The following is a 2,979-nucleotide window of genomic DNA, read 5'->3' on the forward strand; positions in this document are numbered from 1 at the left end:
TATCTACCTAAATGGAATTATCGTGCAGTGCCGACTATTTAACAAACGCTAAAGTTATTAAATTTTCATTCCTAAGACTGCTCTCACTGTTTGTGAAGCCCAGTTAAAGTGAGTAGCTATTTTCTCAACATACCAGCCATTTGCGTTTAACCTGATTACTTCGGCTCGATCTTTGACTTTTTGTGGTAATGAGCGCCGTTCTCAGATTAAATAGGGTTTTGTCTTGCTTTTGAGTCAGAAATACTCTTAATCGAGCGCCCATATATTAATTACCTCACTAGAGCTATACCTTTCTTTATGTATGTTAACATAGTTTTGTTTTTTTTCGCCGACCTACTTACCATTAATGATGGCAGCAATATTAAGTCTTTTATGGCGAAATGTAGCAGGAGTAATAGAATTAACTAGATTATTAAATAGAGAAGGATTTTTATGGTGTGAGCCGTCTGAAATTAGTCAACAAGCATGATCACAAAGATTTTTAACTTTTCCGGCAATTTTATTTGAAAAAGTATTTAAAGAATTACTGCCTCATTTTCGTCGGGAATGGTTGATGAGAAAATCGAGACCGTTACCCGATAGCGTACAATTTGCCTTAAAAAACTTGGAAAATATCTGGATAGCTGACGGCTCAACATTGGAAGCATTATTTCGTAAGCTACAAAGTTGATCAGATGTGCCAATTGGTCAATTAGCCGCAAAAATGGGAGTAATTATAGACCTAGTAACTCATCTTCCCGAAGAAATTTGGTTTGGGACAAATCCCAAACAAGCAGATACCCATTGGGAGGAAGATTTACTGAAAATAGTTAAGCCGAAAAGCTTGCTGTTATTGGACAGAGGCTTCTATCACTTCGCTTTATAGTCACAACTAATCGACCAAGAAATTGGATTTATTACTCGAATCAAGAAAGGTGCATCTTATCAGGTAGAGCGGGTATTAACCAATACTTATGATGTCAAAGACCAGATAATTAACATAGGTGCAGGCACCAAAAAAAACACCAGCTTTGACTATAAGATTAGCGGGACTTAAACAAATTTTAAGCCCAAACAAAGCCTAAACTGGCTTTATAAGCGGAGAATACGTCCCAATTTTGGTTCAACCATTTCACAAACCTAAAAGATATGGCTGTCCGAAATGCTTCGAGTGCATCACTAAAAGTGTTTAAAGGTTTGTTTGCCCATTTGCGCCTTAATCCTCCTGTTAAGGTATGCCAGAGAATGAAACTGTAGGCACAAAACACCATAATGAAATGTCTTTTCAGGCTGATTTCATCTCTGACTTGATATTCATTTAACCCCAACCAGCCCTTGGCTTCCCGATAGAAAACTTCAACCCAATTTCTTTGTGAATAAGTTTTTACTATCCACTCCTCTGTCGCTTTTGATAAGTCAACATTACTCATCAAATAATCTATTTCAGTGGCGGTCTCGAAAGTATCTGCATTCATGACGATGGCTATTACTTTCTTACCCGTGCATTTTGATAACTCGACTTCTTTAATTGCTACCCATACTGTTCTCGGTCGTTCTAGATTGAGTTGAATTTTTGTGAAAGCCCCTACAGGTAAGGCTTTTGTTAAGTTGTCTACTCGAATTTCCTCTGTTTCATTTTCGGTTTTTTGAATTATTACTTTGCGATTCTTGGCGATTCCTCCGATATATTTTAATTTGCGGTTTTCTAATTCTTGTAAAAAACTGGTGTTATTACCATACCCTGCATCCATCAAGACTATTCCTGGTTTATAGCCTCTCGCTAAGGTTTTGTCGATTAAATTTATGGCTATTTCTGGCTTTTTCTTAAATTCTGGATCCTCCTTTCCCTCTGGTAATGAGTCGGCTTTTTTATATAATTCAATATCTAATGGCAGGCTCTTTTTACCATCATATAGATGACTTGTAACTATTACGACCCCATTGTCAGTTTTTCCGATTTGTCCGATGTATTGTCTGCCTACACCGTCGGTAAAATTACCACTTTTTCGGTGACCTGAATCATCTATTATCAGGCTAAATTCTCGACTAATCTTGGCGCAAGTTACACTGATTCATTACGTCTAGGCGACGTTGATTGAGTTCATTGAATGACCAAGGCGCTGTTGTTAAAAAATGATGTAATTTGTGGTAAGTTACTCGCCAAGGCATTTTCTGCCATCTGCGACAGGTTTTTTCGTTCACTTTCTCCCAATAATCCCCCTAAATAGTTCCTAAACTCTCGTTTTTGGGCAAGATGACCAAAAATATCGTCAAATCTTTGACACCATCTATCGAAGCAGGGGGGCATCGCGGCAGGGGTTGTCTCTTTCATGGGTCATTTCTTAACGTTATATGCTTGCTATGTAAGCATTATAACCTATTTTTATCGTATTTTCTGTTTAAGTCCCGTTAGTACCGATTCGCTCCAAGACTTCCTGGCGGTCTTATCTGACAAGTGTCCGAGAACCAGAAATATTGCCCCCTATGTAGTAGCAGATTTATATCAAAGACGCTGGCGAATTGAATCGGCATTTTGCCTAGTAAAAAGATTCCTAAATCTCAGCTATTTATGGACAGGTTCGTTAAACGGAATCCAGCTCCCAATCTGGGCAAATTGGCTATTTTATGCAGTTTTAGTAGATTGAGGAGATGCTGTTGCGGATGAATTAGGAGTGCCAATTGAACAGATTTCATGAGAAATGATTTATCGGGGGATGTATCATTTTTCTGTGGCCGATCAAAAAGGATTAGCTTCTGACGCAAGTTAAGTATTTTGCCGCTGATAAAAATCAAGATTTAGGGATTGTTAAGCGACGGCGAAAACCTCATGTCAGGCTAATTATTTCTCCTTTCCCTGGAACTCAAAGAAGTCCCGAACAGTTTTTTTTCAAGAATAAAGGAACAAATGGAGTCATATTTTAATTAGACATCTCCGAAAACACTCAAAGCCTCTGTATAGTTAAGTTCTAGGACGTAAATGTAATCATCGTAAATTAGCTA

The 2,979-nt window shown here is 38.0% G+C and carries 1 protein-coding gene and 3 pseudogenes; 2 read left to right on the forward strand and 2 right to left on the reverse strand.

The features are described from left to right. Nucleotides 1-57: 57 nt before the first annotated feature. Complete coding sequence (locus tag QUA58_RS31705) at nt 58-156, reverse strand: hypothetical protein (RefSeq protein ID WP_445301919.1); 99 nt, start codon at nt 154-156, stop codon at nt 58-60. A 181-nt stretch (nt 157-337) separates the two neighbouring features. Between QUA58_RS31705 and QUA58_RS31710 the strand changes: the two are divergent. Next, a pseudogene (locus tag QUA58_RS31710) lies at nt 338-1,006 on the forward strand (IS4 family transposase); the annotation flags it as partial. A 37-nt stretch (nt 1,007-1,043) separates the two neighbouring features. Here QUA58_RS31710 and QUA58_RS31050 read toward each other — a convergent pair. Then, nucleotides 1,044-2,311: pseudogene (locus QUA58_RS31050) on the reverse strand (IS701 family transposase). Nucleotides 2,312-2,388: 77 nt separating this feature from the next. Here QUA58_RS31050 and QUA58_RS31055 point away from each other — a divergent pair. Then, a pseudogene (locus tag QUA58_RS31055) lies at nt 2,389-2,901 on the forward strand (IS4 family transposase); the annotation flags it as partial. Nucleotides 2,902-2,979: the final 78 nt, after the last annotated feature.

This window comes from Microcoleus sp. N9_A1 (assembly GCF_036701795.1).
GTDB lineage: Bacteria > Cyanobacteriota > Cyanobacteriia > Cyanobacteriales > Microcoleaceae > Microcoleus.